At 45.4% G+C, this 25,884-nt stretch carries 29 protein-coding genes; 17 read left to right on the forward strand and 12 right to left on the reverse strand.

Annotated features, from left to right (window positions below):
* Nucleotides 1-95 precede the first annotated feature (95 nt).
* On the reverse strand, nt 96-782 hold the full coding sequence (locus ACJ67_RS01260; protein WP_049637547.1) for a hypothetical protein: 687 nt from the start codon (nt 780-782) through the stop codon (nt 96-98).
* A 476-nt stretch (nt 783-1,258) separates the two neighbouring features.
* Here ACJ67_RS01260 and ACJ67_RS01265 point away from each other — a divergent pair, with 476 nt between their 5' ends.
* The 7 genes from ACJ67_RS01265 to ACJ67_RS01295 all read left to right on the forward strand — a co-directional run bounded on the left by ACJ67_RS01265 (nt 1,259) and on the right by ACJ67_RS01295 (nt 7,865).
* Entirely contained in the window at nt 1,259-1,990 is a 732-nt protein-coding gene (locus ACJ67_RS01265) for a TnsA endonuclease N-terminal domain-containing protein (protein WP_156171619.1), read from the forward strand.
* Nucleotides 1,957-3,909: a DDE-type integrase/transposase/recombinase gene (locus ACJ67_RS01270; protein WP_049637549.1), complete on the forward strand. Its 1,953-nt coding sequence runs from the start codon at nt 1,957-1,959 to the stop codon at nt 3,907-3,909. The genes ACJ67_RS01265 and ACJ67_RS01270 overlap by 34 nt, the downstream gene beginning before the upstream one ends.
* Entirely contained in the window at nt 3,906-4,937 is a 1,032-nt protein-coding gene (locus ACJ67_RS01275; RefSeq protein ID WP_049637550.1) for a TniB family NTP-binding protein, read from the forward strand. The genes ACJ67_RS01270 and ACJ67_RS01275 overlap by 4 nt, the downstream gene beginning before the upstream one ends.
* Nucleotides 4,937-6,628 (forward strand): TniQ family protein, encoded by a 1,692-nt coding sequence (locus ACJ67_RS01280; protein ID WP_049637551.1) that lies wholly within the window; start codon nt 4,937-4,939, stop codon nt 6,626-6,628. Before ACJ67_RS01275 ends, ACJ67_RS01280 begins: the two co-directional genes overlap by 1 nt.
* A 26-nt stretch (nt 6,629-6,654) precedes the next feature.
* Nucleotides 6,655-6,894 (forward strand): hypothetical protein, encoded by a 240-nt coding sequence (locus ACJ67_RS01285; RefSeq protein ID WP_231587219.1) that lies wholly within the window; start codon nt 6,655-6,657, stop codon nt 6,892-6,894.
* On the forward strand, nt 6,891-7,100 hold the full coding sequence (locus tag ACJ67_RS01290; RefSeq protein WP_049637553.1) for an MbcA/ParS/Xre antitoxin family protein: 210 nt from the start codon (nt 6,891-6,893) through the stop codon (nt 7,098-7,100). Before ACJ67_RS01285 ends, ACJ67_RS01290 begins: the two co-directional genes overlap by 4 nt.
* 120 nt (nt 7,101-7,220) lie before the next feature.
* Entirely contained in the window at nt 7,221-7,865 is a 645-nt protein-coding gene (locus ACJ67_RS01295; RefSeq protein ID WP_156171620.1) for a hypothetical protein, read from the forward strand.
* A gap of 80 nt (nt 7,866-7,945) precedes the next feature.
* Here ACJ67_RS01295 and ACJ67_RS01300 read toward each other — a convergent pair whose 3' ends face one another.
* The gene (locus ACJ67_RS01300; protein WP_049637555.1) at nt 7,946-8,860 is read right to left on the reverse strand and encodes a DUF5677 domain-containing protein; all 915 of its coding nucleotides are present in this window, start codon (nt 8,858-8,860) and stop codon (nt 7,946-7,948) included.
* Nucleotides 8,861-8,891: 31 nt separating this feature from the next.
* Nucleotides 8,892-9,818, reverse strand: coding sequence for a hypothetical protein (locus tag ACJ67_RS01305; protein WP_049637556.1), 927 nt, complete (start codon nt 9,816-9,818; stop codon nt 8,892-8,894).
* Nucleotides 9,819-9,895: 77 nt separating this feature from the next.
* On the opposite strand from ACJ67_RS01305, the gene ACJ67_RS01310 reads away from it, so the two are divergent.
* The 3 genes from ACJ67_RS01310 to ACJ67_RS01325 all read left to right on the forward strand — a co-directional run bounded on the left by ACJ67_RS01310 (nt 9,896) and on the right by ACJ67_RS01325 (nt 12,485).
* A complete protein-coding gene (locus ACJ67_RS01310; protein WP_049637557.1) occupies nt 9,896-10,594 on the forward strand; it encodes a hypothetical protein in 699 nt (232 codons plus the stop codon).
* Nucleotides 10,595-10,800: 206 nt separating this feature from the next.
* On the forward strand, nt 10,801-11,394 hold the full coding sequence (locus ACJ67_RS01320) for a hypothetical protein (protein WP_049637559.1): 594 nt from the start codon (nt 10,801-10,803) through the stop codon (nt 11,392-11,394).
* A 116-nt stretch (nt 11,395-11,510) separates the two neighbouring features.
* Nucleotides 11,511-12,485: a hypothetical protein gene (locus ACJ67_RS01325; protein WP_049637560.1), complete on the forward strand. Its 975-nt coding sequence runs from the start codon at nt 11,511-11,513 to the stop codon at nt 12,483-12,485.
* A gap of 233 nt (nt 12,486-12,718) precedes the next feature.
* Here the strand turns inward: ACJ67_RS01325 and ACJ67_RS15090 are convergent, their stop codons facing one another.
* The gene (locus ACJ67_RS15090; RefSeq protein ID WP_255350783.1) at nt 12,719-12,841 is read right to left on the reverse strand and encodes a hypothetical protein; all 123 of its coding nucleotides are present in this window, start codon (nt 12,839-12,841) and stop codon (nt 12,719-12,721) included.
* A gap of 298 nt (nt 12,842-13,139) precedes the next feature.
* On the opposite strand from ACJ67_RS15090, the gene ACJ67_RS01330 reads away from it, so the two are divergent.
* Nucleotides 13,140-13,490, forward strand: coding sequence for a phage tail protein (locus tag ACJ67_RS01330; RefSeq protein WP_082163883.1), 351 nt, complete (start codon nt 13,140-13,142; stop codon nt 13,488-13,490).
* 100 nt (nt 13,491-13,590) lie between these two features.
* Here ACJ67_RS01330 and ACJ67_RS01335 read toward each other — a convergent pair whose 3' ends face one another.
* Nucleotides 13,591-13,842, reverse strand: coding sequence for a hypothetical protein (locus ACJ67_RS01335; RefSeq protein WP_049637561.1), 252 nt, complete (start codon nt 13,840-13,842; stop codon nt 13,591-13,593).
* Between the two features lie 128 nt (nt 13,843-13,970).
* Between ACJ67_RS01335 and ACJ67_RS01340 the strand changes: the two genes are divergently transcribed.
* From ACJ67_RS01340 to ACJ67_RS01350, 3 genes are all read left to right on the forward strand, one after another.
* Nucleotides 13,971-14,345, forward strand: a complete 375-nt coding sequence (locus tag ACJ67_RS01340; RefSeq protein WP_053092872.1) for a lysozyme inhibitor LprI family protein — start codon at nt 13,971-13,973, stop codon at nt 14,343-14,345.
* A 373-nt stretch (nt 14,346-14,718) separates the two neighbouring features.
* On the forward strand, nt 14,719-15,615 hold the full coding sequence (locus ACJ67_RS01345) for a hypothetical protein (protein WP_049637562.1): 897 nt from the start codon (nt 14,719-14,721) through the stop codon (nt 15,613-15,615).
* A gap of 44 nt (nt 15,616-15,659) precedes the next feature.
* Nucleotides 15,660-16,244 (forward strand): hypothetical protein, encoded by a 585-nt coding sequence (locus ACJ67_RS01350; protein ID WP_049637563.1) that lies wholly within the window; start codon nt 15,660-15,662, stop codon nt 16,242-16,244.
* Between the two features lie 86 nt (nt 16,245-16,330).
* On the opposite strand, the gene ACJ67_RS01355 is transcribed toward ACJ67_RS01350, so the two are convergent.
* Nucleotides 16,331-17,110, reverse strand: a complete 780-nt coding sequence (locus ACJ67_RS01355) for a thioredoxin family protein (protein ID WP_049637564.1) — start codon at nt 17,108-17,110, stop codon at nt 16,331-16,333.
* 155 nt (nt 17,111-17,265) lie between these two features.
* On the opposite strand from ACJ67_RS01355, the gene ACJ67_RS01360 reads away from it, so the two are divergent.
* The 3 genes from ACJ67_RS01360 to vapB all read left to right on the forward strand — a co-directional run bounded on the left by ACJ67_RS01360 (nt 17,266) and on the right by vapB (nt 18,295).
* The gene (locus ACJ67_RS01360; RefSeq protein WP_049637565.1) at nt 17,266-17,514 is read left to right on the forward strand and encodes a type II toxin-antitoxin system Phd/YefM family antitoxin; all 249 of its coding nucleotides are present in this window, start codon (nt 17,266-17,268) and stop codon (nt 17,512-17,514) included.
* Complete coding sequence (locus tag ACJ67_RS01365; RefSeq protein ID WP_049637566.1) at nt 17,507-17,917, forward strand: putative toxin-antitoxin system toxin component, PIN family; 411 nt, start codon at nt 17,507-17,509, stop codon at nt 17,915-17,917. Before ACJ67_RS01360 ends, ACJ67_RS01365 begins: the two co-directional genes overlap by 8 nt.
* A 177-nt stretch (nt 17,918-18,094) precedes the next feature.
* Nucleotides 18,095-18,295 carry a type II toxin-antitoxin system VapB family antitoxin gene (gene vapB, locus ACJ67_RS01370; protein ID WP_049637567.1) on the forward strand — a complete coding sequence of 67 codons (201 nt, stop codon included), beginning with the start codon at nt 18,095-18,097 and terminating at the stop codon, nt 18,293-18,295.
* Nucleotides 18,296-18,388: 93 nt separating this feature from the next.
* On the opposite strand, the gene ACJ67_RS01375 is transcribed toward vapB, so the two are convergent.
* From ACJ67_RS01375 to ovoA, 6 genes are all read right to left on the reverse strand, one after another.
* A complete protein-coding gene (locus ACJ67_RS01375) occupies nt 18,389-18,733 on the reverse strand; it encodes a hypothetical protein (protein WP_156171621.1) in 345 nt (114 codons plus the stop codon).
* 29 nt (nt 18,734-18,762) lie between these two features.
* Nucleotides 18,763-19,848: an ADP-ribosylglycohydrolase family protein gene (locus tag ACJ67_RS01380; protein WP_197080638.1), complete on the reverse strand. Its 1,086-nt coding sequence runs from the start codon at nt 19,846-19,848 to the stop codon at nt 18,763-18,765.
* A 129-nt stretch (nt 19,849-19,977) separates the two neighbouring features.
* Nucleotides 19,978-21,366, reverse strand: coding sequence for a Na+/H+ antiporter NhaA (gene nhaA, locus ACJ67_RS01385; protein ID WP_049637570.1), 1,389 nt, complete (start codon nt 21,364-21,366; stop codon nt 19,978-19,980).
* A 164-nt stretch (nt 21,367-21,530) separates the two neighbouring features.
* Nucleotides 21,531-22,253 (reverse strand): tetratricopeptide repeat protein, encoded by a 723-nt coding sequence (locus tag ACJ67_RS01390; protein WP_049637571.1) that lies wholly within the window; start codon nt 22,251-22,253, stop codon nt 21,531-21,533.
* Between the two features lie 31 nt (nt 22,254-22,284).
* Nucleotides 22,285-23,508, reverse strand: coding sequence for a MalY/PatB family protein (locus ACJ67_RS01395; protein ID WP_049637572.1), 1,224 nt, complete (start codon nt 23,506-23,508; stop codon nt 22,285-22,287).
* Entirely contained in the window at nt 23,490-25,595 is a 2,106-nt protein-coding gene (ovoA, locus tag ACJ67_RS01400; protein ID WP_049637573.1) for a 5-histidylcysteine sulfoxide synthase, read from the reverse strand. The genes ACJ67_RS01395 and ovoA overlap by 19 nt, the downstream gene beginning before the upstream one ends.
* Between the last annotated feature and the right edge of the window lie 289 nt (nt 25,596-25,884).

Here is a 25,884-nt window from a genome sequence, read left to right on the forward strand (position 1 = left end):
TGCCGTGCTTCTTCAGAAGCATGTGGCCATACCCATAGTTTTTAATGTGGCTTACTTAGATATAATAAATTCCACTTTTTATTATTTTCATCTTATTAGTAAAGCACCAGAATCGGCGTGAGGATGATTTTTGTAAAAATACCGGAACGAATGGGACCGTGTTTGATGTCTTCATCCTCAATTTTGATTAGCATCTTTTTGATGGTATGGAAACTTGGTTCATTTTGACAAATTAATGCCTCCCTCAATAAGGCCAGTAATGCTATGAATCCATATGGCGAAGGGTTTCTAACCAAGCCTTCGTAAAACGCCGATTCTGAAATTAATTGTTTTCGCCAGAACAGTGTGGATGAGTTTGCATTTTCGAGAATGATATGTTTACGTATCTCGAGGGGAAGTGACTCAAAAACCTCTCTGACAAACTTCATTGTGATTTCTTTCTCCATGTTGGCTAAGTCAAAAAACTCATCTGTCAGCCAATGGATGGTGCCAGGATATTTTTCTTCAACTAATTGAGCAATTCCTTTTCTACCACCCTTCTTTTCCTTAATCGTTGGCATTGTCTTGCCAAGACGGTATTTCTCCCAAAGTCTCGCACGTTGTTTATTGAAGTTTTCCCTGTCCACAGTGGACGGTGCAAATTCCTTTTCTAATTCATAAGCCGTTTTTCCACTCGCCTCTGCAACAGCGTTAAACCAGGTCTGCACTCTCAATTGCTGCAGGGCTTTGTTCTTTTTTGGCCTGCCAACTGATCTTTTTTTGACTGATTTTGATTCGACCATCGCGAATTCCGAGTATACACAGAGGAATTTAAAGGCATTTTATGCTAATAGTGTCATATTTTACATGAATAACTTGATACTAATGTGCAGTCTTGATTATTGAAAGTCCTAGGTTAGTTTGAAATGGAGACCCCCATTAAATGCAACCAAACGCAGGGTGTCTCAAAAGGTCAGCAACCATCCGGTTGTTGTAAACAAGAGAGGAACTAGTTCAGAAGAGTTGATATAGCCAAGAATGTCTTTTGCGGACATGAAATGCAAAACGACCCAAGTAGTGCAAATACTTGAGTCGCTTTTAAGAACATCTGTTTGTGTACCAGATGATTCTATTCTACGACACGTTAGCTGCTAGTCAAGAGCCTTAACGCGGGTAGTCTCGCATTTCTTCTGGAAAGGTGGTTTCAGCAGGCTGTTTTGCTGATGTCATCTTCAATTCGCTCACTAGATCGTCTCTAGATTTTTTCTAGGAGGCTTTTATGAGTTATTTAATACCATCAGACTGCTCGGTAACGAGCATCGCTTTTGCCCCACCTGGGGAGTTAAGCCGCAAGGTTGTGAAGCGGTCGAATGCTAGGGTGACCTTCAAATACCCGAGCTGGAAAATGCAGACCAGTCTGCAGTGCGAATCTGAAAACGAGCGCAACTGCATGCTGTATCTGGACATGAGCCCTCATGTCATCAGCTTCAGACCGCAGCCCTGCGAAATCCAGTATGTCATGAATGGGCAAGACCATGTCCACTATCCTGACTTCCATGTTGAGACCAATGGTGGTCAACACCTCATTGAGGTTAAAACCTTATCGGGTCTGGATCAGCATATTCGTGATCGCTCAGATCTGCTGACAAAGCTGTTGCCGAATCACGGATTCCAGTACCACCTAGTGATTGCTGAGTTGATTGATAACCCGGTGTTTCTGAGTAACGCCTGGTACATCAAACGCAATGGCAAGATTCAAATGCCTATGTTGGCCCGTGAGCAACTTCGTCGGCTTTTTCAGAGCATGGGTGGTATTCCATGGCGCTCTCTGCAGAGTACTTCTGAAAACCCGTACCTCAACCAGTACGTGTGCCAACTGATTCTGGAAGGGTTACTAGTCGTTGACCTTACAAAGCCCATTACAGCTGAAACATTGGTTGCCTGGGTTAATTATCAACATGCGGAAGGAGAAGGAACATGGGCGTCGCTTATTTCCAAAAAGGTGCAGTAATTTCGTTCAAAGGACGCGTGTCTACGCTCAAGCGTGAAGTGGGTGAAGCCCTATGGCAGCTTGAGGATTCACAGACGGGCTATCTTGAGACTTCTAAGTTGGATGAAATGTTATTGGCGCTTGAGTCCGGGGATCTGACTTTTATTTTGGAGCGTGACAAGTTTGTCAAAACACCCCCTACTAAAGCACTGCTGATTGATACCACTGATGCAGGATTTGATCTTGCCAAGCTCAAACGTGGATGCGTGAAAGCAGTAGAGGGTCTACCCGCGACCAAGGCAATGTATCAAGCCGCCTTACAGGAGTTTTGGAATACCCATAGTTTGACGCAGCCGATTCCCCACTGGATCACGGTGCGAAGATGGGTATTGAAGTTCATGAAAGGGGCACGGGATATTCAAGCTCTTTTGGAACAGCATCAACGCAAAGGTAATCGTCGCAACCGCTATCCTGATGCAGTGATTGAAGTGGTTGAGCGTTTTATTGATAACGTCTACCTGACCACATCACGCCCAACCCAAACAAGAATTCTGGAGTTGGCCACAGCGGATATTCAGGAGCGCAATCAATGGGCGATGCAAAGTGGCAAGTTACCTCTCCCATCTGCGCGGCTGGTGAAGCGTTTAATTGATCAAATCCCGGCCTTTGACCGAGATGTTGCCCGTCGCGGGGCGACTGTCGCGCGCAGAATGTATCGCGGCAAGCTCAACCATATCGAGACCAATCAGCGGCTAGAGGTGGCTGAGATTGATCACACCCAACTGGATATCTTTGTGGTGGATGACGCTGGTATTCCACTGGGGCGGCCGTGGCTCACGGTTTGTATTGATAAGCATACCCGTTGCATCTTGGGTATTTATATCGGTTTCGAGTCGCCTAGTTATCTGTCTGTCGCCAGATGCTTGAAGCATGCGCTGAAACCTAAGCTTTCTCTGCAAACGGAATACCCGAGTATTAAAAATGCCTGGGAGGCGTTTGGTGTGATGAAAACACTGGTGGTGGATAACGGAATGGAGTTTCACAGCGATAGCTTTGAAAAGGCCTGCTATCAGTTTGATATCGAGATCAAATATACACCTCGTAAGTCTCCCTGGTACAAGGGCAGTGTTGAGCGTTTTATGAGAACGATCAACGATGGTATCAGTCATGGTAACCCTGGGACTACGTTCAGCAACATCTTTGAGAAAGAGGATTACGACCCAGAGAAACATGCCGTGATTCGCTATGAAAAATTCAAGGAAATCGTTTTCAAGTGGATTGCTGACTATTACCACCAGAAGCCTCACGCAGGTCTGGAAAGGGTGAAACCGGCGGATGCTTGGCGAAATGCTGACTCACTCAGTAATACGCCAGTCGCCACCAATCTTGAAGTCATCGACATGTTGTTGGGCAGACGCGATGAGTGCTCTCTCACGCATAAGGGTATTCAGGTGAATAACCTGCTCTACAACTCACAGGAAATGATCCTCTGGCGTAAGCAGTGTGGCGACAAATTGACGGTCGAAGTCTTAGTTGATGAGGGCAATCTTGGCCAAGTGCATATCAAGCATCCAGTGGATGGTAACTATGTCGCGGTGCCTGCGCTGAATCAGGCATACGCCCAAGGCTTATCGCTTTGGCAGCACAAGCTTTATCGCAAGTATGCCAAAAACAGAATCGGCCAGGATAACGAAAAAGGATGGATGCGTGCTTCCAAAGACATCCACGAAATGGTGATGGCTGAGGTTGGTTTTAAAAAGACCAGCGCAAGGCTGCGAGCCAAACGGGGTCGTCTGATTGAAGATCAAAAGCGTACCCAACACATCGTCGAGCAGTATCACGAAGCTGAGGCTGAGTTGATGCCGGATGCCATGATGATGTCTTTATCCCTAAATGAAGTTGAAGGTTTTTCCGCAATCGTACAGGAGCGTCGTAAATGAATACACAAACTATGAACCAAAAAAATATCCGTAATTGTATTGATGAGATGTTGATACAGAGTTCAACCTTTATGCGTGCCTCAACACGCCTTGAGCAGCATTTCAATAATTCTGTCGGTGCGTTTGAGCCACTCGGGATTGCGGTGGTTGGAGAGTCTCGCAGCGGTAAGTCCAGAGTGATTGATGCTCTTATGCTCAAGCATAAAGAAGATCGCACTCAAGAAGGCTTGCGGGTCCCCATTCTCAAAGTCACCACCCCAGCCAAACCGACTGTCAAAGGATTCGTGGACGCGATGCTGTATGCGATTGGTGACCGCGTCAAGACTGGCCGTGAAACCGAGATCACGAAAACAGAGCGACTGAAGCTACTGCTGAAACAGGCCGGTACCACGTTACTGGTGATTGAAGAGTTTCAGCATTTTTATGATCGAGGTTCGCGTAAGGTTCAGCATCACCTGTCTGATTTCCTGAAGAACCTGCTGGAGGAAACCAAGATCTTTTTGGTCGTCGTTGGTCTGCCAACTTCCATTAACGTGATTAACCAGAACGAACAGTTGAGTGGTCGTATGCTGGGTGTTATCAAAATGCAGCGTTACAACTGGTCGAATAAGGACTCTCAGTATGAGTTCATCAGGATTCTAATGGGGTTTAAGTCTGGGTTGAGAGGCTTCAAACTGCCTGCGATCGGTAATGAGAATATTGCCTTCCGGTTTTTCTGCGCGTCCGGCGGTTTGATTGGTTATGTCGTCAAGATTCTCAAACAGGCGGTATGTGATGCCATCGAGGAGGATAGAACCGAAATCACCATGCGACATCTGGAGGAGGCTTTCAGTAACGCTATATGGCTAGAGGGTGTTTCGTTTGCGCATAACCCGTTTGCATCATCGTTCGATCCTACTCCCACCAAAGCGCTCATGGATCAGGTTGCAAGGATTGGTCTTTCGGCTGCTGACCTGGAGAGTTTACGCATGCGCGAGCTCAATACCAAAGGCGCATTATTAACGCCGAAAGGAGGTTTGTACAATTGATGTTTGATAACGTTCAGCCATTAGTGGTCACACCTCAACCTATGCCTTTTGAAAGCTATAAGGGCTATATTTTGAGAGTGGCTGAGGCTAACGGTTATCGTTCCATTCACGGCATGCTCCGGCATGCCGGAATGACTGAGAACGAAATCCGTTCGGCAACGCCTGACCCTGAAAAATTAAAGCGGTTGGTAGGCAGTGATCTGTCAGAGTTTGACTTCCTCTCTGAGAAAACCAAGCATAGTCGCTATCAGGTCCTTTCAGGCCACCGCATTCCAAGTTTGTATCTGCGCTCCAAGCACACGAGAGTCTGTCCTTGTTGTATCGCTGAGAAGGGTTATATCTCCAGTTTTACTGAGCTCAAGTATGCTGTTGTCTGCCCTGAACATAAGATTGAAACCATCGAAGAATGTCCAAGCTGCGGTAAAGGGCTGGATGTCTTTCGACCAGGACTCTCCAAATGTCAATGTGGCTATGATTTTAAGCATGCAAAGGCTCGCGAGGTGACAAATCATGCGGTGGTTGGGTTGATGCATATCCTCAAAGCCAAACTGGAAAATCAGGATCTGAACCGCTCCCTGCTTGAGCCCTTAGGATTTCCTGTCGAGGCGATAGCTAAATTGTCGCTAAACACAATGCTGAGTTTGTTGTACCGGCTAGAGGGACGTTCAGCTGATGCGCAACCCAATAGCGACGTAATGGCTACAGTCACTTTGGCGGCCAGCATCTTTACGAACTGGCCTCGGGGTTTTCACAAATATCTGGAGGAAACGCAGGGACCACAGGCCGATATGGCAAGCACAGGGCTGCGTAAGCAGTTTCTGCCCATCTATGAAACCTTGTTTAAGAATGGGCTACCCAAGGATGAAGTGGCATTTATGCACCAGGCCTTTGTTGTGTTTGGCCAAAGCCAGTGGCGTAAAGCGCTGATCCACCCTAAACTCCAACAAGGTGGCGCATCTAATATCGTTGGGATTTATGGACTGGCGCAGGCATTGAGCAAGCAGCCTGCCACATTACGAAAAATGGTGGCTGCAGGCCTGATTCCTGTACATGCAGTCAACGCCAAAGGGCAGGCACTGTTTGAGGTCACTGAGCAGTTGGTGTTTGAATTTTCTGCAGGCCAAAGCCTCACAATTAAAGAGGCTGCGGAACGTTTGGATTTGCCTGTGGCCATTTTGAATGTATATCGTCAAAAAGGGTATTACCAGGAACACTTCATGACCAATCCAATGAAGCTATTTCATGAGCGGGATGTAGAGCGGTTGAGAAGTGAGTTAGTGGACGGTGTGGAGTTTATTTCCAATTCACCACAAGATATTCGCTACATCAGTTTAAAGCAGATTATGCTTAAGAAGCTGGGGCCATCGGTTATCAAGGCGGCATTGATTGAAGCCATCAGAGTTCGAGAGATTCTGCCTGCTGGCATCGCTGGCGATAAGCCTGGAGATTTGCTGTTCAAGCGCTCACAAATTGATGAGACCATTTCTAGCCTAGCGCAAAAATTCTCTGGCATGGTTTCATCTGAAAATGCTAGCGAGATTTTGGGAGTAGATGCCAAGGTTGTTAAAAGCTTGATCAAGGCGAATGCGCTTGAGGCTTACTCTACGGACTACGGGATATATGTGATCGAAGAGTCTTTGGTTGGATTTAACCAATCTAGTATGCAAGAGTATTCTGTCAATCGAGCATGATTTATTCCAATAGTTGAAGGAGCGTCATGATGAAAAAATTTCGAGAAAAAGTGGTTCCGGAAATATCTGGCTACGTTTGTGATCGTTGTGGCCGTGAGGCCGAGGCTCATGATGGAGAGGCTGAGGAACTCCTCTCAATTGATCGAGTGGGCGGGTATTGCTCGATTTTTGGGGATGGCAATAGAATTTCAGTCGACATTTGCCAGCATTGCCTCAAAGACGTTTTGGGTGAGTGGTTACGTATTGTGCCGTTGAGGTTTCTATGACTATTGAATCTAATCCTGCACAAAATCTGGCAAAGATTCGATCTTTAGCGATTGATACCTTTGGTTCCGAGTCGGCGGCAGAGTCTTGGCTCAATCAATACCATGCCTTGTTAGGAGCCGCTCCGATCGCTGTGGCCGAATCATCCTCTGGATTTATTGAGGTTCAGAAAATGCTAAGTGCGATCAGTTATGGCGGAGCTGTTTAAACTAGTTATTTAATGAAGTCAGTTGCGATTATCTCGCTCAGCATGCCTAGTGCCGATATTGCATTTTGTCTAAAATACTTTGCACTTTACTATCTTTCATCCGTTAGATTCTGCACATTCATGCAAGACTTTATTACCTACCTAGATAAAACTGAATCCGCCGTTAAAAATATTTTTGATGGAATTGAGTACTATAAAAAGATATTGGCACCCATTAAAGGAGCAATTTACGTTGGTGGTGGGGCAAACAAACAGGAAGCTGAAAAGAATTTCAATCAATGGGCGGAAAAAAATCAAGATGCTCTGAACGCCTCTATCGAAGCACAAAAAAAGTTTTTTGAAGAGTCATTTGCAATGGCTACTCTTTGTGGAGCAGTTCTTCAAATTGCCGCTAAAGCTATTGAATGTTTTTCAGCACTAGATCATGTGCCGGAAAATCTTTTGCCAATTATTGGAGACTCAAAAGCGATACGTAAATTTTGTATTGGCAGAGAGGTTAAAGGGCTTCCGATTGGTTTAATCATTTACGCTGGAAGAAATCAACATACTCACTACAATGATGCTAAATTAAGCGCAGCGAATACTGCAATTTTTTCTAAATTAGCCGAAGTGCCTGGACATCCAGATATTGCAGATCCCGCACTAGACTTAAGAAGGCCAAACATATTAAGCCTCGCAGATAATATAACCTTTATCCTAGGTTGGCGAACCTATAGAGACTATCGAATGGATATGGAAAGTTTACTAAATACTAAGCCTGACTAATTGGGGTAGCTGAAAATACTTTTTAAAGGAAAGGGTCGATTTAAACCTCTGCAACAAAATCTGGCTAGAGTCGAAGCTGACTATTCTGCTAAGAGCGATGCTACTGTTAATCTCGAACTCGTTTGTAATTCAAGTGTTAAAGTACTTGCTCTTTCAAAGAGGGGATTAAAGGTTTTCGCAACTTCGATGTTGTACTTCCCTAGGTATAAAGCTGAAGCTTCAATGTAGAACATCATGCTTGTCAGCACCATATTCAATGAAAAAGCATATGTTTCAATTTGAACCGCTTTCTCAGAAGTAGTATTTGAACTGGCTCTGGCTATCAGGTTATTTAATATATCTTCTGGATCATTATGAGCTTGTGAACATAGGGCTGCATAAACAGTCCTATACGCAATTTCATTTCCAATTTTTGAGAACCGTTCAAAAATATTAGGCCATGAGCCTGGATATTCATCGTAATCTATTCCGGAAATTGCAAAAGCAATTCTAAGACTGCTTTCATAGGAATCCAAGCTTCTATCTTTATTGGTAATGAGATCTCGGTGGTATTTCTTTATATGTTCAGAGTTGCCGGGCTTCTCGACACTATTGAGCCAAGCCCGATTCTGTTTTCTTTCTGTAGCTATATATTCACGCAAGTAACCTAATACATTTCCAATGTCATCTCCTATAGTGACATACTGAAGATTTACAGCAGACTCTACAGCTGTTCTGCAAAGTGCTTCAGCGGAAGCTATGTGACTAATTATGAATGTCGCCAATGCACCACCAGTGAACTCATAGCACTTTTCGTACATGTCATGAACAATGCTCCACACGGTTTCATCGTTCAACCGATCAATGTTTTCTCCAACTAATTTATTTACTTCGTTATTCGTAAGTTCAATGATCTCTGCGGCTTCTAAGACAAACTTGTTTAGGCCCATCTCAGTAGAAATACATCTACTTTCAAAAAAGCGACGAGCATTGATGTTCATGTCTTCGTTACTCATTAAGATTCAATCCGTCATAACCCGATTTAAACTATTCAGTCTTTAATAAGGGAACGTGTCCGAATCCATTTTTCTGTAGTAAGGTTGCCACATCTTGAGTCGAGCATAACCGGCCAACCACAACCGAAACTAGTTTTATATGGCAAAAGTCATTTTCGAGATCATCAATTGGTATGGGAAAGTATGATGAACTTCCTTTATTCACAATCAAGTCATGACCAGTACCTGAACCCCAAGTTTTAACTAACAATCTAGTCTCTTCTTCAGACTCCAAACCTCGGTCCACAGGAAGGTAGAATGCACCAATTCTGCTAATACCTCTTAGAACAAAATCTCTGTTGCATTCTTGTTTCAGGCGAGTTGCAATAGTTTTGAACAAGGATTTTCCAAGGTCAATTTTGGAACTGTATTTCATAGGCCTCAACTCAGATCGATCTCGATTTACAGTAATTTCAAATTGAAGCTTAACTCCTTGATTTTGTTTTCCGAAAACGCTCCAAAGTAAATCTTCATTTTTAGGTTGTAAATTCGTGAATGAGCAAAAAAATATCTGTTCCATTAATACTTCATCAATCGCACGTCCATTCTCGTCATAGTGGCCCGCTAACCCATAATCTTCTGAAAAAGTCCTAAATTCAGCTTCTCCCAATTTATTTAATAAGCAATTTAGTCGAATAGTTCTAGTAGATATGATTGATTCAAATTTTTCCAAACTTGTGTAGTGTGCCAAAACGGATGAGGTCACTTTTGAGGGAAAGAAATGGTTAATAAGAGCTTTTGACAGGCGACCATCGCTGCTTGTTTGTTCAATTATAGAACTAGAATCTTTGTGAAAATGTAATTCATTGATATCCCAAGTGAGGTTGAGTCCTGCATTCAGCAGTTCTTCATCGATGATGAGCTTGGTTTTCTCTTTGATATTCACTATTTCAATCACCCTGTTTTTAAATTTCTTCACATAACAAAGGTATCCACACGATTAAATGGATTTTGTGCCAACATCCTAACTCCATCAATGAATTGAAACAAATCAATGTGACTGACCAATATCAATATGAAGCAGAACGCGACGAGGTGCCATACGTTTTCTGGGACCAGCTCGATTTTAGTATCATTACTATGGGGCTTAAACGCCTTCCATTCTTTAAGGATGATATTTATCTGGGAATGCAGGCTATCAATGTCGGTGTAGCTGATAGCGTAATCACGCAACTAGAGTACGAGCTAGTAACCGAATATCATGAGACAGAGCGAACGCCTATCGAAACTTCAATGGCTGTATCCGCATTATCTCAGATGTGGATCTATGGCTTATACGAAGTGCTAAGAATGTGGCGCGACCGTAAATTTCAGTTTGAAAAGCTCTTCCAAAACAGTTGTATCGACTTAAAGGTGGATAGCATGTCTAGCGATGAAACCTTGAACATCACAATCGAAACCCGAAAAAAGCAGCTGCAAAGATTCAATCAAGATGAAGACTATCGAAAACGAATTACAGAAGTCTGGGAGTTGTTAAGCCCCGTGTACCGAATGACTGAGTTAATCCGCATTAACCTTGCAAAGCACTGCGCACCTGGCAAGGACGGCATGGTCCCGCGTGCGCCTGGGTATGGTCGAATTAATAGATGGTGTGGAGCTATGGATTTTGAGTTGATTGAAAAAGATGGGTATTACACTACTTTAAATCGCCGGGATATTGCCGATGCACTTCGCGCTGTAATTGCTAATTGCTAGCTGAAAAATCCGTTTGCAACTTATGCATAAATTTCTGATGATATTTGCAACTTTTGCTGTTGCATGAATTGGTAAGTGTTTGATTATAAATACACGTCATTTGCAATTTATCTGTGAACCCACATTTGTTGACATTGATGTCCTTTGGCAATTCAAGGCTTTCATTTAGATACGTCTCAAAACTCATGAATGATAAGACATAACTTATGAAATACAACTCTGAAACTCCCCCTCACATAATCAAAGAGTATGTAAAAAGTAATAATGAAAGATGGGACCAATTAAATAACCTCATACTTTCTGTAATATCTGACGGTGTAAAATTTTTATTTGTAATTAATGGCGGTGGATGTATCGCTATGTTGGCTTTTTTGGGAACATCCGAAGAGTTACGGAAACAACAATGGACATGGAGCGTGCTTTTCGTTTTATTTTTAGGAATTGTTTTTATTGGTTTTCTAAACTTTGCTCGTTATCATGTAATTAGTTATTTACAACAAAGATGGCATTCAGATGTTATTCAGTTTTATGAGGGACGAATTGATTTTGATGAGTTGAGTAATAGAGATGATCGACGAGTAAGAAATACAAGTTGGATATTATTATTTGCATATGCAGCTTTCAGCTGTTTTTTAATTGCAGGTGTACTTGGGTACAAGGGAGTTTCTGAGTTAAGGGAAACACAAAAATCTAATGACGGAGTTGCTATGAATTACACTACTTGCTCTGATGATAGAAAAAATCATGTACCTAGACCTGCCCCAGTTGCTCCGCCGGTTCAACCCCCAAAAAGTAAATAAACTCATCCTAAACTTTAAATAAAAATCACTGAGGTTAGACTTCCTTGATTTTATTAGTGGGTATTGATTAGGTCAGAATCTCTAGACTTCTTTTGAAATCAATAAATTTGCCCTATATGAGACCTAGTGAATATAAATCTGACTCAAATGTTATTTGTGCCAAAAACTTTAAATCAGCGGCATTATACTTTGACAGGGTGCTACCGCTTTATTTAGGCTCTGATAGAGGTGTTAAAGAAGCAAATGATTGGATGATGGGGTATCCAGCCGAGGAAATACCTTCTAGAGCCTTAGTTAATTTAATTGATAAAACTGTCGTACCCAAAAATTCTTTTTCCCATGCTCATCGGGTAATGGAAGAAATTAGACATGGTGCGTGGATGCCATTTGCACAAAAAATTTTGCCATATGGAAATCCCTATTTAAGTCATAAGTACGACTTTCAAGAGCAGAAAACCGTTGACGAATTATCTAATAATTATAAGAAAATAATTGAAGCATATTTAAACGACGTAACTCTGAACGGATCTGACTCCATTCGTAAAATATTCAAAGACTATGCTTCTGCAGTTGGAATAGTGGATTTTGACGTATTGCAATTCTGTTCAGATAGCTCCTCAATGCCTTTTAAAGATCCCAGTGTCACCCTTGCTAACATACAATTGATAGATACTGCCAACACAGAATGGGAGCAAATTATTGAAATTAGGAAGGATGAAAGATCTCATCAAAAACTTAAACGATTAAAATTATTTCTTACAAAAGACTATCAAGATTGTTCACTTCAATTTATTGAAGACGATTTGTCCCAGCAAATTTTTGATTATGAGCAAACATGCAAAAATTATGGATTTAATACTTTTAGCTCCAGCCTTTCATTGTTGTTAGACTCTAGAAATTTACAAGCTACATTAGGTGCAAGCTTACTAGCAGCTATTTTTGGGGGTCCATTATCAGGTTTGGCGGTAGGAGCAACTATAGAAATAGGGAAATTAGCTATTAATTTCGCTGAGAAACAGCATGAATTAAAAAACTGGAAGAACGGTCACCACCTAGCTTATATTTTTGAAGTTAAAGAAAGGTTGAAATAAGGATTCTTAGCAATAATTGGGGTAAGGGTAAATTAATCTTCATACAACCCTAACGCCAATGCCTATAAATCAATGGGGTCGGACACACTGCTGTCCCACAATTCCTAGCCTAGCATAATATCCCCTGAACAAAGCCCAGCGGTTGTGGCGGCGGCTCAGGTTTGAGTAGTGCGATCAGGTTACGCTTGGCAAATACATTCACACTGATGAGTCTTAATATCGGAACCTTCGGGTCAGATACCGTCTTGAATTGCAAGCCCCTTGAGCGAAATTTCTGCATCAAAAGGCTTGCCTGACTTCACCACGCCATAAATCAAACAACTCTTGGGGTCAGACTCCATTGATTTGACAATCATGCCGCAGATTATTTTCAAAACCCTCAAGTTACTAACTACAACTTCTCCCAAGCTTAAAAGCCTCTAACCAGTTGCGCAAAACATCGTCATAGCGCACAACTCACCATGGTCTCCACCCGCAGTGACGGTGTATTGATACTCTTCTTTTGCTTACCTTCATCGCTTTAAAAGCTGTTTGACAATCATGCTGGAGTCATGCACTCTGACATTGCCAGAAAAGCCTGCTAGGTTGCATGATTTTGGCAGATTGAAATGCCGTCAATTCTAATAATTAATTTAACAAATGAGGGGGAATAAAATGCTCAGAAAAATAGTTTGCTGTTTATTTGGTTGCGCCAAACCTGTTGCTAGCCCTGTAGAAACCGTGGCTGAAAAGCCGGAATCGGCGCAGGTTGTCGTGCAATCAACCGACCCGATTCTCAGCCAGATTCAGCTATTTGCATTGGATTTTGCACCTGTTGGCTGGTTGATATGTGATGGCAGGGAAGTGCCGATTGCGCAGTATATGGCCCTGTTTGCCTTACTGGGTAACAAGTATGGCGGTGATGGCAAAGCGAGTTTTGCATTGCCTGATTTGCGTGACAAGGCGCCAATGCCCAATATGGTTTATTGTCTTTGCGTTTCAGGCGTTTTTCCTCAACGCGGGTAATTAATCACGGATAGTTGGGGTCAGCGGAAAAACTTCGGGGTTAGGTCTTTCAAAGTCACATATTCTAAATATACTAAAGCCGCAGATCGCGGCTTTTTTATTATTCCAAAATTTCATCTCCAACTTGTGGTGGAAGTCCGCTTTGTCTGTTGAGTAAGTCTAATGCGGCTTGAACGTTGCCATTTTTTGCGCGCTCGGTAAAGTAGTCGGCGGTTTTCATGGCTGCTAATTTTTCAGCCACGGCGCAGACTATGAACTGGTTAATTGAGGTGCCATCTTGTTGAGCCACTTGCTCGACTGATTGTTTGAGCGATGTGGGAATGCGTAACGCGTATTTGCTATTGGTGCCCATGAGTTAGCTCCTTTAAAAATGAATAGTTGGGGTCAGAGTACGTATTAGTCTTCGTTAATAAATACTTCATGATCTAACAGTAGTATGATTTTTTAAATTTCTAACAAAAAATTATCATTGGGGTCATCATGAAAATAATAACAACATTTCTATTACTCTGTATTTCAGGCGCTGCATTTGCTAACTCCGCTTGTGATAAACCAAGAGATGATTTCGACGGTTTGTATTGCCTAAATAAGGTTTACCAAGAAGCAGATAAAGAGTTGAATGAAAACTTCAAAAAGCTAAATTCAAAATTGGACTCTGATGGTAAAAAGGCTTTAAAGTCAGGCCAACTTTCATGGATGTCGGAAAGAAATAGTAGTTGCTCCAAGCGCGATGGTGAAGCTTTCTTCGTAAATCTGAATTGCGCCTCCAGTATCACCATAAAACGCTCCCAGTTTTTGCAAGACCGCATTCGAGAGTGCGTAAGTTCCGGTTGTCAAAATAGTAAGCTTCTCTAATAAAGCAGTTAATCCATACACCGGGGTCATAGATGCATATTCACTCATCTTATCGACCTACTTATCTTCGAGGTGGTGTTATCCCCGATGACATGAGGTTTTTTTGGCTTTATATCGCCTTGTGTATTGTATGTTTGGTAATTTCTGCGCTATTAGCAAGAGTCAAACTAACGACTTTCCCGCTGAATCCAATTTACTGGCACTACTGGGTAATGGCTAACGCCAAAATTCCACCAGTGGTTGGAGATGTATTTGAGCGACCAAGAAATTACAGGTTTTATGTAATCTTTTGGGCCTTATCAGTCTGCTTTCTGATTTTTTCAGTAGTCATTCTTTTATCAATTCTTTTCTAAGAAAAATAACTTCATTTTTTATGCGCAATCTGATTGGTTTTAATTTAGTACTCTTTATTTTTACTTCTCAGGCGCTGAAAGCAGAAACCGAAGAGATTGAGCTTCGATATAGGATAAATCCAAATACCGACTTTATCTCCGAGTCTACGAATGAATCAGTGAATTCATTACAAGTACTCGAAGACCGTGGAATCATTGCGAACTCTAAAGGCAAGCTAACCATGGAGCCTAAAATCCAACACCTTGTCACGAAGAATAAGATTCGAATAAATACGGGTAGCGTGCAAGCAGACCAGACATATCCATTGGAATTGAGCTTTCTGGAAAAGGAAACATATAGAAAGGATCAATCTGGTAAAGATACACTGGTTCAGCAACCGATTGATGTTAAAGGCATGCACGTTTCAGCCTCAATTAACGCTTCCGGACAAATATTAGAAGAGTCAGTCAAAATCTCCGGCATGAAAGAATTGCCACCCGAGCTTGCTCAGCTAGTTCAAAAAATAGCGTCCTCAACCATGTCACAAATTACAAGTGTTGAAACACTGAAGATATCACTGGGCAAAAGCACTCCTCAAGAAATTTCACTCAAAGTGCCTATCGGTAGCATAGTCGTTATTGACGTTAAAATGCATATTGATAATAAGTTACTGGCTATCGATAACGGTATTGCCCGAATTTCCCAAACTTATTCCATGGATTTTATTGTGCCGAATGGTCCTTTCAAAGCTACTACGGTAGGTGATGGAAGTGGAATGATGCTTTACGATACAAAGGCTCAGATATTCCAACATAGTGAAACGGATACGCGGATGTCGATAATTTTCGAAACTGCTAAAGAAGGCAAGATCGAAATTAAAACGAATTCAAAGCAAATTCAATCAACCTACCCATTCATAGAAGATCAGCCTAATTGATCGGGCGCAAATCGTGACTTTTTGATTAGTATTGGGAGCCAATTATGAAAACAATTTTAAAATCACTCACATTGGGCTTTGTCATTTCTGCCTTAGCATTGGTGGGGTGTTCATCTCTTCCAGAGAGTTTAGCTAATTCAGATAAAAACAAACTGGGTATCCTGATTATGGCGGGTGAAGGTTTTAATCCCATCTACGATGATCCTAAGGACCAAAAAGTGAGAGCGACTTGGCTGGACACCTCTAAAAAGTTAGCAGAGTATCTAGAGACTGAGATTGAACAAGAACATCACACGGATGCTGAAGCCGCGGTAAATTTAAATTCTACGATTGATTCCAACACTTTTATAGCACAGCAGTTTGCGCAGAAAAGAGTCGATGGACTGATTCAAGTCAGAATTAGCCATATCAAAAACGCTTCTGAGAATACTATTTATCTAAAATTGGCATATAACGCAGTGCACTACGGTAAAAATCAGCAGGGGGGTGACACGATGATTATTGGAAAAGGGATAGAAGAAAAATACACGCTGGTAGGCGTTAATTTTGAGGGTTCGAAAACACCCCTTAACTACTTTACCCATGACTTTATTCGCAAGTTATCCCAAAAAGGATTTATTGCGGATTAACCTATTACTCGTTATTAACAGGTTTGGGGCAATCTCTCTTGCCATCCGCCAGGTGATTAATTTCAATACTAGAAGCAGAGTGAAAGTTAATATTCACACAACCCTAATGCCAATGTCTGCAAAATCTCCCCTGTTCCTGAGTTCTGCACAAACGCAACCACGCTAATATCACGCTGCTTCCAAGCTGGTTGAAGTTGAATCTCATGACTAGCACTTATTTTTCCATCAGCCCCTACCTTAAACGGCCCTAACCACTGACGTACGACATAATCATGGCGCAACAGCTCGCCACGGTTTTCACCTGCATTGACGGTGGATTGCAGATTATTTTCTTGTAGTGCGAGGTAATAGACGAATGGCCCGGCATCAGCGGTTTTGATATTGGTGGAAACTTGCACTGACCTGGTTGTTGTCGCGTTGGCTGCAAGGCGAATCTCGGCTTTGGCTGGCATACGGTTGATGCTGGCCACTTCACTTTTAAAGCGCGCATCACTTAACCAACTGCGCGTATCTTGACCATTGATGGCGAGTTGCGGGGTATATACGCCACGTGCACGACCTAAGGTGGCCATTTCACGTTGCCGTTTGGCAAATTCTGGGTTGGCAAAGTTGTCTTTCCAGCCAATGTAATCCCAATAATCCACATGCAAGGCGATGGGCACGATGTTGCCAATCGGGTTGCTTTGATTTTTTAAACGGCTTAACCACTGGTCGGCGGGTGGGCAACTGCTGCATCCTTCTGAGGTATAGAGCTCAACCAGCGCATTGGTTTGCGGCCCGCTGACGGCGCTGCATTGTGGTTGTGCGAGGGCGTTTGACGCAAACACGATTGCGCATACAGCGGTTAGCAGAGATTGTTTTTTCATGACTCGACTCACTCAATTGGCTGGAGTGGATTGGTCGTGTCACTGAGCTATCCCTTACAGGTATTTAGGCTGGGGCTGAGAGCTGGTGAGTAATTTTGCACAAAATGTACAAAATAGACATTTTGTACTATTATTTGGAAAACAGGAGGGTGAGTATGCAATATGTTTCTGCAACAGATGCTAAACAAAATATGGCGGCTTTAATTGATACGGCACAACGTGAGCCAGTGACGATTCGTCGCCAAAATCGCGATGTGGCGATTGTGCTTTCGCCCGCTGAATATCAACGCTTGCGCGGGTTGAATCTGGCTGAGTTTCAATCGTTTTGTGACCGAGTGGGGCAGCAGGCGGAAGCAAACGGCTTAACCGAGGACAAATTAGCCGAGTTGCTGACCAATGAGTGAGGCGTTACGGATCGTCTGTGACACCAATACTCTGATCAGTTATTTGCTGTTACCGAACAGCGTTTCATCAATTGCCGTGCGTAAAGCTTTTGAGCGAGGCGTATTGCTGGTGTCTGAATCTACGCTCAATGAACTGGCGGACGTATTATCTCGCCCAAAGTTTGACCGCTATATTTCACTGGAGGATAGGCAGGCTTTTTTTAGACTGTTTAGCCGCATGTATGAACGTGTGCATATTGTCTACCCTGTGAATGCCTGCCGTGATCCGAAAGACAATCAATTTCTAGAAGTCGCCGTGAATGGTGGTGCGTCCATCATTATTAGTGGTGATGCCGATTTGCTGGTGTTGCATCCTTTTCAAGGCATCTCTATTTTGACTGCCGCACAGTTTAATGCGCTTTGAATTAAGCAGGTCTCACATTCTTGTAAGCCAAGCCACATCTCCGCGTTTTTATTACCATAAAGACGCATGCGACGTGATCAGGTCGCTATTCTTTCATGCGGCTCCCAAGCAGGTTTGCAACTATATTTTTCTTGCTATACGCTAATGCTACATGCGTTTTGACGAGAGGGATGAACGATGGCTATAAGCACTGTGTTTATTAATAATCGCACGCAAGCTGTACGCCTGCCTGCTGAAATGCGCTTGCCAGAGGATGTGAAACTGGTGAACGTGCGTGCACTTGGTAACGAGCGCATTATCACGCCGATTGCTGAAACCTGGGATAGCTTTTTTAATGCTAACTTGACGGTGAGCGATGATTTTATGCCAACGCGGTAGGGCGGTCTCGCTTACAGACCACCGCATGGTTCATTTCATATACGGCGCGCCGTGAGCGGGTGCGCCCTACATAAAAACAATTGCCTTCAACATTTACCGCGCATTTTTCCTGTAAGTACGGAAAGACTCCACACTTAACTGCCTGGTAATGGTTTTGATTTCCAGCCGTTGTTTGCCTTTTTGGTACAAGAATGTGCAGCCATCAATTTCCATCGAGATGCAATCGGTGACTTCTGTGAGGCCCATGGCGTAGATTTCTTGTGCGTATAGGCTAGACCGATCAATCTTGGTGTTTTTAATTGGCGCCCAGCCGTTATCTATGAGCGTTTGCTTGACCTCGTTGTATGACTTGCCTTCGGCAATAAAGCTTAAGTCATTGGCAGCAAAGGCCAGGCTGCTGCCCAGCATCAAAATGGGTACTAATAATCTGGCAAGCATGGTTTTCATCACCTGATTAGTCAAAAATGTTAGGCAAACTGCGCCACAAACTGCTCAATCTCTTGGTGAATGTTATCGTGTGCGGTGAGGCCTTTGATCCAACGCTTTGGAATCGCACTCACCCCTAAGGAGGCACCCAAAATCGCACCCAGCACGGCACCGCGGTGGCAGTTATCCCCGCCGACATTGGTGTTGGCGATGAGTGCGCTTTCAAAGTCGTCGTGATAGCGGGTGGCGAGGTAGAGCACAGATGGAAACGATTGGTCGATGTAGCAGGCGGGGCTTAACAGTTTGCCGATGACATCGAGGTCAGAGCCTTGCTTGGCGCGCACTTGCTCCACCACTTTGGCGGCCGGAAAGCCCAACTGACTGGCGACGGCGCTGGAGAGTTGTTCATTATCTGGCTGTGGCGAATTGAAAATTTCAAACAACAGTTGGCTGAGTGCCAGTGTATGCCGTTCAAGTTCTGTTGAGCGATGCGTGAGGTTTTGCTGGGTGAGCGCGGCTTGATTGCAGGCGGCTAGATCATTTGTTTTTACATTGGCCATGACCACCAGCGGAATATTGACCAGGCCACCGATGGAAGCCGTATCGTGGCCTTCGTCGCCCGCACACTTTTCCGGGGCGACGCCTTTGGCGTAGTTGGCAAAAAAATCACGGTGGTACGATTCAGCATAGGTGTCGTTGTGCTGGTCGGGCTCGGTCATAAACCGAATATAGGCCTGCAAAAAGTCAGCGGGGTCATGGCGGCCGTTGGCGGTGAGCGAGCGCAACAATACCCGCGCACATAACAGGTTGAGCGTGTTGTCGCCTGCGTGCATGCCTTGGTGATAATGGCCGTTGGGAAGCCCCCAAAACTGTTTTTTGTCTTTTAAAATCACGCTGCCGACTATGTCGCCCGCTTGGTTGCCACGGCCTGCCTTGCCGGTGCTGGCCAGGGGCATAATCGAGTTGGGGTGATGGGCTTTGGGCGCTTGATAGTCGCGTATTTGGCCAAAGTCTTGCCACAGGGCGGCGATGTTGTAATACCAGTGCACTGGCATGGCGAGGGCATCGCCAACAAACATGCCCCAGAGGGCGCCGCGCATCCGGTCTGCACGTGGGAGAGTGGTCATTGGCATCAGTGTTCCTCGCTTATCCGCTTTATCACTAGGGCTTTGGGAGTGCTGTCAGGCATTTGCCAGTGCACCATTGGCTGCGCAAGCGGTCTTGCATCATGATCTTTTCCAAAGCCAGGAGCGAATTTAGACAGCAGGTTTTGGAATATGTCTGCCCAAAAACCGCAACACAGAATAGCCGACGATGCCTGCGATGATGGAGGCTGCCAGCACGCCAGTTTTTGACATTAATAAATATTCCGGACTGCCCTTAAACGCTAATTCAGCGATAAAAATGGACATGGTGAATCCGATGCCACCAAGAATGGAAACGGCCACAATCTGCGAGAACGTCGTGCCTGTGGGCAGTTGACCGAGTTTGAGTTTTATCGCTATCCAGCAGGCACCGGAAATGCCTACCAGCTTGCCCAGCGCCAAGCCTAGGAATACGCCCAGAAACACCGGGTGAGAGAATGTTGCGCCAAACGTAGACACATCGATGCTGATGCCAGCGTTAATGATGGCAAACAAGGGGATGATGAGAAAAGCGACCGGCAAGTGCCACACATGCTCTAAACGCTGCAAAGGCGTTTGTACCTTGTTTGCGTTTTGTTCTACTTCTTCAGCCAGCATATAGAGGCGGTCATTGGTCATGACGGTGTCATGGTCAGTGCGGCTTTCGTTAAATCGAGTCACTAAATCTTGAAGGTTTGCGGCAAATTTATCCAGGTTATATCTGGACCTGGCCGGGACTGTAAATGCGCCTAATACCCCAGCCAATGTGGCATGGACGCCTGATTGAAACAGGGCGTACCAGAGGAAAACAGCAACAACAAAATAGGGGCTGACTTTACGCACACCGGCGAAATTCAAGGTGATTAAGACGAGCACCAGGCTGGCGGCAATGAGTAACCATGAAATTGAGAGATGTTGCGTGTAGAAAAAAGCGATGACTAATACCGCACCGAGGTCATCGGCAATGGCAAGCGCGACTAAAAAGGTGATGAGGGTCTTTGGCACCCGGTAGGCCAGTAATGCCAGCACGCCGACAGCAAACGCGATATCTGTCGCCATGGGGATTCCCCAACCTGGTACGGCATCAGTGCCATGATTAAAGGCGAGAAACGTCAACGCTGGCATGACCATGCCACCGATGGCAGCAATGATAGGTAAGGCGGCTTGTTTAATATCTGAAAGTTCACCAACCAGGAACTCTCGCTTTAACTCCAGGCCGACGACAAAAAAGAAGATTGCCATCAAGCCATCATTGACGAAATGATGCAGGCTCATTTGCATTTGCCACTCGCCAAACATGACACCAACAGGCGTGTGCAAAAGATGTTCATAAACATCTGCCAGATTGCTGTTGGCAATGATCAGTGCAAAGACTGCCGCCAGCATTAACAGGATGCCACTGGTGGTTTGTTGATGAACAAAATGTTCGAACGGGGTGATGACTTTGGTGAAGATTTTTTCCCACGGGGCGTAAATCACCCCATCTTTTTCAATCCCCGCTGCTTTTTTGCTAATAGACATGCGTTACAACCTAACTTTGATTTTTGCGTGATGCGTTTAAATGGGTGACATCACTGGCACTGGAGGCGCTGAATAATATATTGGGATTCATTTTATTACGATACTGCACAATATATAAACCTTTTGCGATCAGTGAAGGCTTGCTCTCGTACCCAACTCAGTACTTAACAGCCTTGTAAGTGTTGGTTTTTACACTGTGCAGCCAATTGCTTGGCGGTAGTCTTTTGCTCTTCTGTCATTTGCGCCGCAAGATAATTGAGCATTTTGGTGTGGCGGTTCACAAAGCGCTTGTCTTCGTTTTGCGTGGCCAGCAATAACCACATCGCCGCTTTGACGGTGTTTTGTTCAACGCCTGCACCTTGCTGGTAGAGGTCAGCCAGATAGCCCTGGGCTTCACTGTTGTTGTTGCTTGCGGCCTGGCTTAGCCATTGCACGGCGGCGGGCATGTCTTGGGCAATCACATCGCCACGCAAATACAGCATGCCTAAGTTGAGTTGCGATTTCACATGCCCTTGCTTGGCTGCCTGTTCGTAATACGTCACGGCTTGCGGGTAGCTAATGCTTTGAATCTGGCGCTGAAACACCAGTGAGGCCAGCAGGTACTGCGCCTCTTTGTAGCCCAGGTCCGCTGACTTGGTGTACCACTTGATCGCTTCATCCATGTTTTTGGTCACACCATCGCCATCCTGATACATCAGACCCAGGTTGTAGCAGGCTTTGGCATCGTTCTGGTTCGCCAGTGTCAAATAAATGGCGTGGGCGGCGGCAAAGTCTTTTTCCGCGAGTTTTTGTCTGGCTTCTTCCAGCGTGTTTGCTTGCGCCACGATGCCTGTGAACAATGCAAGTAACAACACCCCAGCTAACATCATTTTCCCTGTTTGCATCATGCGTTTTCCTTAAAGGTGAATGCTGCGTCTGTTATGCATGGCGAGTTAACGCGTTTTTTAATCGCGCCAGTGCTTCGAGTACCTTGGCTTTAGGGGTGCCTATGTTCATGCGCATAAAGCCTTCACCGCCATGACCAAACATGGCGCCGGGGGAAAGGCCGAGTTGCGCTTCTTCAATAAAAAAGCGTTTTAAGGCGGCGTCATCCAGATGGAGTGCGCGGCAATCCAGCCACAGCAGATAAGTGGCTTGCGGGGCGATAACTTTAATAGCCGGTAATTCTGATTCAATAAACGCGATGGAAGCATCGCGTGTGGCTTGCAGATAAGGCATCAGCTCATTTAGCCAGTTGCCTCCGCCGCGATAGGCTGCTTCAAAGGCGGCCATATTGAGTGGGTTGGTGACTGAAATGCCCAAGCTATTGAGGCGGGTTTGAATCGCTTGCCTATAGGCGGTGTTAGGCACGATTAAGGCAGAAAGACCCAGACCGGGGATATTAAAGGTTTTGCTGGGCGAGACAGCGGTAATCACGCGATGCGACTGCGCAGTTTGTTCGGCGGTTTCAGCCTGCATCGCCAGGCGACTAATGGGCTGGTGCTGCGCATCGGCATAGACTAAATCGGCATGGATTTCGTCTGAGAGCACAATCAGATTGTGCTGGTCGGCGATGCTTAAAATGGCTTCCAATTCTGCCGTTTGCCACACACGACCTACTGGATTATGTGGAGAGCACAGCAAGAATAGCCGCGCCTGTTGGGCGCATACGGCCAGGTGGTCCAACGCCATCTGGTAGTGCGGCTGGCCTGCGTCATCGACAAGGCTTAACGCGTTTTCCACTAAACGCCGCTGCTGTCCGGTGACGGCAGAAAAGAACGGAAAATACACCGGCGGTTGCACGATCACACCATCGTCTGGGTCAGTCAGCGCCGCGACGACCAGATTGAGCGAGGGCACCACGCCGGGTGTGAGCACGATCCACTCGCGCGGTACTTGCCAACCGTGCTTGGTGGCTAGCCAATCTATCAGCGCTTGATACAGGCTGTCTGGCGCCAGGGAGTAACCTAGCACCGGATGTGCGACCCGGGCTTGTAGCGCCTGGGTCACCGCTTCGGGCACGGCAAAGTCCATATCGGCTACCCACATCGGCATGACCTCGGTAGTGCCGAAGGTCTGCTCACGGCCATCGTATTTTAATGCGCCGCTGCCTTCACGCGCGATGGCTTGGTCAAAGCGGCTGGTCAACGCACGCGCTCCCATAGCGTCACTTCTGACAGCGTATGCTGGAATTTGTGGCGAGTTTCGCGGATTACAAACGGAATCTCCACCGGGGCTTGCATGAGTGTGAAGTGCGGGCTTAGCAGCGCTTTCAGGCCATCCAGCGTGGTCACATTTTCACCATCCTGCTTGTAGCCGCCTATCCATTCTTCGCGTGGGGTGTGCTCCTCCAGCCAGGTGTAAGGTGAGGTGATCATCAGCACGCCGCCCATATTCAGGCGTTCATGAATGCTGCTTAAGAACTGGCGTGGGCTATACAGCCGATCAATTAAATTCGCAGCCAGAATAAAGTCATAGCCCGTGAATTGGGCTTTGAGGTTGCAGGCATCACCCTGCCAGAACTCCACTTTATCGACAATCTGGTCTAAGCCCAAGGCGCTCAGGGTGCGTTCCTGGTAGCTGACCAACTCACCTTCGTCCACTAGGGTGTAACGCAATACGCCTTGCTCGGCCGCCTGCATTGCCAGCCCAATAAAGCGGGCAGAAAAATCGATGCCAGTGACGTGCTCAAACTGTTTGGCCAGCTCAAACGTTGCGCGTCCGGTGGCGCAGCCTAAATCGAGCGCTTTGCGCTTGGGCTTGGCTTGTAAATGCTGCAAGGCATAATCGCTCAATGCCTTGGGAAAGTTAGGCACGCCAAAATAGCTGTCGCCATAATGAAATTCAGCATACTCAGACAGCTGTTTGTCTGATTCGTAATACGCGGCTTTATTTTCTACGGGGGTGTCAGTCACAATATAGCGGAATCCTGCATGTTGAAAAAAGTGGCGACGAAACGCATAGCGCGAGTGTTTAATCGCCTCGTTACCGGTCGAAATCCACGAACCACCTTTGATGATGTTATGGCGGCCATCATAGGTCGGTGTCGTGAAGTCATCGTACAAGGGGTGCACTTTAAAGCCATCAAACGGGAAAATCGGCGTTTCTGTCCATTGCCAGACATTGCCCACCACATCGTAGAGATCACCCTGCGCAAACTGATTGACCGGGCAGGATGACGCGCCATGGTCTAAAAACAGGTTGGCGTGATGACCATTGGCGATCTTCTCATCTGACAAGCCTGCCTGCTCATACAGACTATACCACTCATGCTCGGTGGGCAGGCGCACAGGTTTGCCGGTGTGCGCAGACAGCCAGTTGCAAAACGCCTTGGCCTCATGGTAATTCACTTCCACCGGCCAGCTCCAGGGCATGTCGACTTCTTCGGTCATCAAGCGCAGTTTCCAGCCGCTGGCGTGTTTGATCCAAAACGTAGGATGTTCAGCTTGCGCGTATTGCCTCCAGGCCAGGCCTTCTTCTTGCCAGTAGGTATCGGTCTGGTAGCCGCCTGCTTCCACAAACTTTAAAAACTCGGCGTTGGAAGTGAGGTATTTTGCCGCCTCAAACGCCGGACAGTGCGTGTGAAAGTGACCGTACTCGTTATCCCAGCCGTAATACTCGGCAGACTTATTCAGCACAATTTCGCGCGCGGGAATACTTACCAAAGCGTTTTCAGGGGCGGCGACTGTCAGGTCGGCAGTATGCGTCCAGGCGGCCGAAGGTTGCACATACTCTAAGGCGTGTTGCCGCATCAGCACCGAACTGGTTTCCAGATGAATGCGCTCATGCTCTATGCCCATCAAAATTGGCCACCATGGGCTTTCCCAGTCGATCGCTTTATCTAACGGCAGGCGATTGATTAAGCCATCTACCACTTCACGCACGCGCGTCCGGTAAGCTTTGACCTCGGCGGGTGTCGGCCACTGATAATGCGCTTCGTTGACATCATCCCAGCTCATTTCATCGACGCCTACGGCAAACATGGACTCAAACCTGGGGTTCACCCGTTCTGTGATCAGCCCGGCCAGAATCAGCTTGTTGATAAAAAAGGTATGAGTATGACCGTAGTAAAAAATCAGCGGATGCCGAAGTGGAATCGGTTTGATGTAATACGCCTCATCGCTGGTGAGGACGCTAAACAACGATTCATAAATATCGCAGGTTTCATGAAAGTAAGCCCGTATTTGCTCACGTGTCACTGGTGTTTGCGAATGGTTCAATAAGAGGCTTCGATGGGGATGCTTGTTCATATTGTTAATCGTGTGTGTATGTTTTTAGTTATAAGCCTGTTGATACTCGCCAAAAAATGAGGTCGAAAATCAGGTCTATGCCGGCGCCAGTATAATCACCCGATGGCGCTTGCTAGTTTATTGAATAAGAATGGAAATGATTGGTTCAATTTGCGTGCAAAACAATATCGTGTCATGCCTGCAGTTCCATCCATTGCACGGCCGTGCGCGTCTTGGCTTGTACCGCTGCTCGCCAGAATTGAGCAGAAAGTGGCCCGTAGTCAGTGTTGTCAATATATGTATAATCCAT

The organism is Methylophilus sp. TWE2 (genome assembly GCF_001183865.1).
Taxonomy (GTDB): Bacteria; Pseudomonadota; Gammaproteobacteria; order Burkholderiales; family Methylophilaceae; genus Methylophilus.